Below are 6,834 nucleotides of genomic sequence, written 5' to 3'. Positions count from 1 at the left end.
GCTGCATCTGTTCGGTCAGGACGTGCCGATCCCCGGCTATCTCGTCTGGGGCGCGCTGATCAGCGGCGCTCCGGCCGGCAGCGTCAGGTTGAGATCCTTCAGTTCGATTCCGCCGGCTGGGGCCGGCACGCGCATCACGCCTGGATTGTCGCGCCGGCTGGCGGCGCCTTCGATCGCGCGCTCGAAACCGTCGAGCCGCTGCAGCACGGACTGCCATTCCGCCAGAGTCCGGTAGGCGGTGATGAAGAACGACAGCGAGTCCTGGACGCTGCTGAAGGCGGAGGCGGTCTGCATCATGCCGCCGAGCTGCACCTTCTGGGCAAAAAAGGCCGGGGCGACGAGGATGTAGGGGAAGATGATCGACGCCTGCGAGTAGCTGGCGGTGAAGGCAGTCAGCCGCTTGGTCCGGCTCATGATCCGCATGAAGTTCTCGGCCACGTAGCTGAAGCGGGACGCCAGCTTGTCGCGCTCGGCCGGCTCGCCGCGGAGCAGCGCGATCTGTTCGGCGTTCTCGCGAGCGCGCACCAGATTGAAGCGGAAGTCGGCTTCATACCGCTGCTGGCGGAAGTTGAGATCGACCAGCGGCGAGCCGATCCAATGGGTGAGGGCGGTGCCCAGCGCCGCATAGATCAGCGCGCCCCAGACGAGATAGCCGGGGATCGGCACGTCCTGACCGAACAGATGCAGCGGCGCTTCGTTCGACAGCCCCCACAGGATCACCACGAACGAGGCCAGCGTCACCACGGCGTTGAGCAGGCCGATGCCCAGCGCCAGCGTGCGCTCGACGAACAACTGCGTGTCCTCGGCGATGCGCTGATCGGGGTTGTCGGCGGCGTCGCCGGTGAGCTGCATCTGGTAGTGGTTGGCGTCGTGCAGCCAGCCGCCGAGATAGCGCTCGGTCATCCACTTGCGCCAGCGGATCTGCAGCCACTGATTGAGGTAGAGCTGGTAAACTTTGAGGGCGATCCAGATCGCCGCCAGCACGCAGAAGTAGATGATCTGATAGGTGAAGACGTCGTAGTTCCGCTCCTGCAGCGCGTTGTAGAATACGTTGTTCCAGCGGTTGAACAGCACCGAGAGCCCGACCACGGCGAGCTCGATGACGACGACGGCTGCGAGCAGCCCGCGGCCCATCCATTTGTCTTCGGCACTGAAATACGGCGCGGCGATCCGCCAGGCGGTCGCCAGCGTTCCTTTGATGTTGCTCACGGATGAGGTCTCCGGTGCGGGCTCTCGGGCAGTTTGATGGTTAGACGAAAGTTGTAGGTAAATTAACCTACGGCGGCTTGTCGCACCCAGTTGTCGCACCCTAGCATGATCGTGCCGGCGGCAAGCTCGGCGGTCAGCTGCTTCGCGCGTTTGTGAGCAGGCCCGCTTGCTCGGCCGTACTTTGAGGAGGCAGCAGCCTCCCGATTGATCTCCGTGTCGGACCGGCTCGCACCGACGCGGTCAAAAAACATAACATTAAGGGAGAGAAATGCGTGTGGAATCAAATCTATAATCCACTTGGCAGCGCCGCTTTGTCGACCCTGGCGGCGGCCGTTCCCGTAGTCACGCTGCTGGTACTGATCGCGAGCGGCAAGGTGAAAGCTCACCTCGCTGCGATCATCGCTCTGGTGCTCGCCAACGCGGTGGCGATCTTCGTCTTCACGATGCCGGCCAACATGTCGGTCCGCGCCTCGCTACTCGGTGTCGTCACCGGCTTCTTCCCGATCGGCTGGATCGTTCTCAACGTCATCTTTCTCTATCGGGTCACCGTGGCGACAGGCCGGTTCGAGCTGCTGCAGCGTGCGATTGGCGGCGTGACGACCGATCGCCGGCTGCAGCTACTGCTGATCGCATTTGCGTTCGGCGCATTCTTCGAAGGTGCATCCGGGTTCGGCACGCCGGTGGCGATCACCGGCGCGGTGCTGATCGGCCTCGGCTTCTCGCCGCTCGCCGCTTCGGGCCTGTCACTGATCGCCAACACCGCGCCGGTCGCCTACGGCGCGCTCGGCACGCCGATCCAGGGCCTCGCGTCGGTCACCGGCCTCGATCCCTACATCCTCGGCGCGATGGTCGGCCGGCAACTGCCGTTCTTCTCCCTGTTGGTGCCGTTCTGGTTGATCTGGGCGTTCGCGGGCTTCCGCGGCATGATGCAGATCTGGCCGGCGATCCTTGTCACCGGCGTGTCGTTCGCGGTCCCGCAATTCGTGATCTCGAACTACATCAATCCGTGGATCGTCGACATCGGCGCCTCGCTGATCTCGATGGGCTGCCTGATCCTGTTCCTGAAGGTGTGGCAGCCGAAAGAGCTGTGGCTGTCGCCGAAGCTGCGCAGCCACGATCCCTCCACCGAGACCATGGCCCCGCCGAAAGAGCTGAGCCGGGCCCCGCTGACGCAGGCGCAGCTGTGGGGCGCGTTGCTGCCGTGGATCATCGTCTGCATCGTGATGCTGATCTGGGGCAACGGCGCCTTCAAGGCCTGGGCGAACTCGATCTTCGTCTGGAACTACCCGGTGCCCGAGCTGCACAACCTGATCCAGAAGGTGCCGCCGGTCGCCGCCAAGCCGACGCCTGAGGCCGCGGTGTTCTCGTTCACCTATCTGTCGTTCACCGGCACCGGCATGCTGATCGCGGCGCTTATCTCCGGGCTGTTGATGGGCGTGTCGCCCGGCAAGATGGCGACCGAGTACGGCCGCACCATCAAGGTCTGCGCGATCTCGCTGATCACCATCTCGGCGATGCTGGCGATCGGGACGTTGACGCGGCTGTCCGGCGTCGACGCGACGCTGGGCCTGGCGTTTGCTGCGACCGGCGTGTTGTATCCGTTCTTCGGCACGCTACTCGGCTGGCTCGGCGTGGCTCTGACCGGATCGGACACCGCCTCCAACGTGCTGTTCGGCAATCTGCAGAAGATCACCTCCGAACAGCTCGGCCTGTCCCCGATTCTGATGGGCGCCGCCAACTCATCCGGCGGCGTGATGGGCAAGATGATCGACGCTCAGTCGATCGTTGTCGCGTCGACGGCGACCAACTGGTACGGCCATGAAGGCACGATCCTGCGCTACGTCTTCCTGCACTCGATTACGCTGGCGTGTTTGGTCGGCGTGCTGGTGATGCTGCAGGCCTATGTCTATCCATTCACCGCGATGGTCTTGAAGTAACGCAAGCCAGCGCTGAATTGCGCCAAAGCCCCGCGGTCTCGGCCGCGGGGCTTTTCGTTGCAGGCTTCGATGGCGCCGCGGTCTGGCAAGCCGGTGCGGTTCGCGATAAACAGCGGACCGTCCTGAACAACGGCCGAGGCACCATGCACCGTCAGTCGATCTTTCGTTTCGCCGCCATCGCCGTGGTGCTGGCAGCCGGCTCCGCGACGCCGTCGCTTGCGCAATCCGACCAGGAATTTCCGTTCGGTCTGGAACTGACGCTGGACGCGCCGGCGAAGCCCGGCTCGAAGCGGATTCCGAATTTGGAAATCGGCGATCAGGGGAGCGTGCGGCTGGAGCTGTGGTGCAAGGGCAGCGTTGGGCAGTTTTCGGTCGCCGGCAGCACCGTGATCTTCATGCCGGGTGCGATCGAGGATCGCAATTGTCCGGCGGACCGCGCTCAGGCGGATGATGCGCTGGTCGCAGCGCTTGCTGCGGCGACCAACTGGAGCCGGCAAGGCGATTTCGTCAGCTTCACCGGTGGTCCGCAGCCGCTGCGGTTCCACCTCAATACGAACTGACGCTATTTCCGATCCTGCAGGATCAGCTCGGCGCAACCTTCCGCCGCCTGCACCACGCCGCTGTAGCCGCCGATGCCCGCGTACGCGGACGACAGATACAAGCCGGGCAGGGCTGTGCGCGGCGTGCGGTAGGGCGTATCGGAATTCGCCAGCAGCGGCGCAAAGCCGTAGACCGCACCCTGCGGCGCGCCGAGATATTGCTGCACCGAAAACGCGGTGTTGAACGCCGCCGCCGTTACTGCGCCAGCCAGGTCCGGATAGCTGCGATCGAGATGGGCGAGCAGCGCCTGCTGCCAGCGGGCGCGCTTGGCCCGATACGTGTCCTGATCGAGGCCATCCCAGTTCGACACCCGATCCGGTCCGACCACCGACAGCACGAAGGGCGGCGACGGCACGCCGGAGTCGATCGCGGTGTAATCGGCGATCGCCAGCGGCGGCATCCGCGCACCCGGCTCGTCCGCCATCAGGGTCTTGGCCTCGGCGTAGGACGCCAGCGTCGTCATCCAGTCCGGCAGCAGCTGGGTGGCGTAGCTGCTGACCCCGAATTCGCGCGGCGGTTTGGACAGCCCGAGCGTCAGCGCGAACAGCGACAGCGACGGCGTCCGATCGGCGTAGCTGTCGGTCAGCAGCTTCGCCTGGTCGGCCGGAAGCAGACTTGCGAGCGTCGAAGGCGCGGCGTTGCCGATCACAGTCGAGGATTCCACGGTCTGCGGATCGCCGCCGTCGCGGGCCATATGGGTGACCTGATGCGGCCCGCCGTGATCGCCCATCACCACGCCGGAGACGACGCGGCGGAGCAGTACCTCGCCGCCGGCCTTGCGCACCGCGCGGGCCAGTGCGCTCGACAGCCGCTGCGAGCCGCCCTGGATGAAGCGCGCACCGCTGAGCAGGAAGCTGCCCTGCACCATCGCGAACAGCACCCACCACAGCGCGGCAGGATCATCGTGAACGTAAGAGAGATTCCCGGCGACGGCGCACTTCACCGCTTCGTCGTCGCCGAACAGCGCCTGCAGCTTGTCGCGGAGCGAGGCGTGCCAATCGGGATACTCCGGCGCCAGCGCCATCACCGCGTCGAGGCCGCCATCGCCGAGCGTTCCGGCGAGGCGCTCGAGCTCCCCGAGCCATTGCGCGATCCCGGCGCTGGCGTGCGGGAAGCGCTTGTTCAGCGCGTCGCGCGCGGCGGCGAATTCGTCCGGGAGCGTGAACGGTTCGCCCACAGGACCGCCGCGCATCTGATACAGCGCCCCGGCGGGAATCCACTGCACCGCGTCGAGCACCCCGGCGCGGCTCAAGGCGCGGTGTTTCGGATCGCGGACGTGCTGCGGGTTGCCGGTGATATGCAGCGAGCCTTCGACGAACAGTTCGCCGACCTTGTAGCTCGAGGCCGCGCCGCCGACCGAATTACCGCGCTCGATCACCAGCACCTTGCGACCTTCGCGGGCCAGGATCGCGCCCGCAGTCAGGCCACCGAGCCCGGCGCCAATTACCACTGCATCAAAGCGCGTCATTCAGCCGATTATCCTGCCATCCAAGGGAAGCGCTTCATTGCCGCATTGCAGCGGCATGTCAAATCGCGGTTCCATGATCTGGCGACGGCCGATCCTGGGCGCTTGCGGCGCGCTATTGCCAGGTCGAGCTTTCGGAATCCCAGCGCTGGCCCTTGAGCTCTTTGGCGAGGGCTGCGACGGCGCCGCCATCGGGGCGCGGTTCGCCTTCTTCTTCGCCGGGGGCGTCGTCATTGAGGCCGAGCCGGGGCGGCGCGTTCTCATCGACCGTGGTGTCGCTGGCATTGGCGAGCCACAGCATCAGCTTGTCGGTGCCGCCCGGCTTGTCGGCGCTGACCAGTGCCTCGACCGTGATCACCTCGGTGAGCTGCAGCGCCGGGAAGGTCTCGCTCGGCCGCTTGAAGGTCATCTTCAGCTTGCCGCTTGCGTCATCCCACACCGCCGAGGCGAGCTTGGCCTCCAGCGTCTGCGACAGGATGGCGGTGACGGTATTGGCGATCTTCTCGCGATTGAGCTTGCCGCCGTCGCGCCAGCCCGCCGCCGGGAACAGGATAGTGCGGTCCATGTCGACGATGCCGTTGGTCCAGCCGGCTGCGGCGACGCCGGGGAACGCCTTGGCCTTGGCGATCACCGCGGCGGCGCGCTCCGGATCGACCGTGAGGTTGACCACCAGCTTGCCGGCGCGCAGTGCATCGCAGCCGATGCTGAGGCTCGACAGCGACACTTCGACATTCTCGGTCTTCAGCGTCTTCAGGAAATCCGAAGCGCCTTCGAGCGCGACGCGAACCCCGACGGCTTCCGGCGACACCGCGGTGAAGTCCTTCGGCGCCTGCGCGATGCTGTCGTCGGACGACTGGTTCTCCTGGAATTCCTTTTCGCTGAGATCGGCATTGTCGGTCGAGGTGATTTCGTGCGTGGCGGTTCCGATCCCGATCACGCCTTTGAAATCGAACGTCTCGCCATTCGGCCGCTGCTGCAGGCTGACCGACACCGGCGCCTTGCCGCCGAGCGTCTGCGTCGTTCCGGTCAGGGCCTGGCCGTTCGGGGTCAGGGTGACGACGAAGCGATCGCGGCGGTCCGAGGTCTTCGACGGCGAATAGCAGACGTCGAGCTCGGCAGAGGTGACCGTCTTGCCCTGACGCTTCTCTTTCAGGATGACGTCGGCGCCGTCCATGAAGCCGTCGATGGCGGTGAAATAGCGCGTCTCGTTGGCCGGCGGCGCTGCCGATTTCGTGGCGGACTTGCTCTGAGCCAGGGCGACATCGGTCGCCGGCAGCAGCGCCAGCAGGCTGAACAGGAATGCGCGCATCACGTGAACCTCGCGAGAATCAGGCTGCATCGAACCTAAAGCTTTTTGGGAGCCGAGTGGACAACGGTTCGCCGGGACACAACGCGTCAGAACCGGAAATGCTCTAGTCGATTCGAATTGAATCCGAAGCAAGGCGCGCGAGGTGCGGTGCCAAAAAACAAGGCCGCCCGGAGGCGGCCTTGCGTGATCGATCTTCAGTGCGACAGGCGCGGGCTTAGAAGCCCATGCCGCCCATCCCACCCATGCCACCGCCGGCCGGCATCGCCGGGGCATCGGCCTTCGGCAGCTCGGCGACCATGGCTTCGGTGGTGACC

General features: G+C 65.5%; 4 protein-coding genes and 1 pseudogene. 2 read left to right on the top strand and 3 right to left on the bottom strand.

Annotation, left to right across the window (positions count from 1 at the left end; all coding sequences use genetic code 11):
- Positions 1 to 51: 51 nt before the first annotated feature.
- Positions 52 to 1,209: pseudogene (locus DYI24_RS17990) on the bottom strand (ABC transporter ATP-binding protein/permease); the annotation flags it as partial.
- A 272-nt stretch (positions 1,210 to 1,481) separates the two neighbouring features.
- On the opposite strand from DYI24_RS17990, the gene DYI24_RS17985 reads away from it, so the two are divergent.
- Both DYI24_RS17985 and DYI24_RS17980 read left to right on the top strand, forming a co-directional pair.
- Entirely contained in the window at positions 1,482 to 3,146 is a 1,665-nt protein-coding gene (locus DYI24_RS17985) for an L-lactate permease (RefSeq protein ID WP_164573276.1), read from the top strand.
- Between the two features lie 143 nt (positions 3,147 to 3,289).
- Complete coding sequence (locus DYI24_RS17980; protein ID WP_164573275.1) at positions 3,290 to 3,706, top strand: META domain-containing protein; 417 nt, start codon at positions 3,290 to 3,292, stop codon at positions 3,704 to 3,706.
- A gap of 2 nt (positions 3,707 to 3,708) precedes the next feature.
- On the opposite strand, the gene DYI24_RS17975 is transcribed toward DYI24_RS17980, so the two are convergent.
- On the bottom strand, positions 3,709 to 5,214 hold the full coding sequence (locus DYI24_RS17975; RefSeq protein ID WP_164573274.1) for a phytoene desaturase family protein: 1,506 nt from the start codon (positions 5,212 to 5,214) through the stop codon (positions 3,709 to 3,711).
- 112 nt (positions 5,215 to 5,326) lie between these two features.
- Positions 5,327 to 6,520, bottom strand: coding sequence for a hypothetical protein (locus tag DYI24_RS17970; protein WP_164573273.1), 1,194 nt, complete (start codon positions 6,518 to 6,520; stop codon positions 5,327 to 5,329).
- Positions 6,521 to 6,834: the final 314 nt, after the last annotated feature.

Source organism: Rhodopseudomonas sp. BR0C11, assembly GCF_010820945.1.
GTDB lineage: Bacteria > Pseudomonadota > Alphaproteobacteria > Rhizobiales > Xanthobacteraceae > Rhodopseudomonas > Rhodopseudomonas palustris_H.
This window is presented reverse-complemented; position numbering and strand designations above follow the sequence as displayed.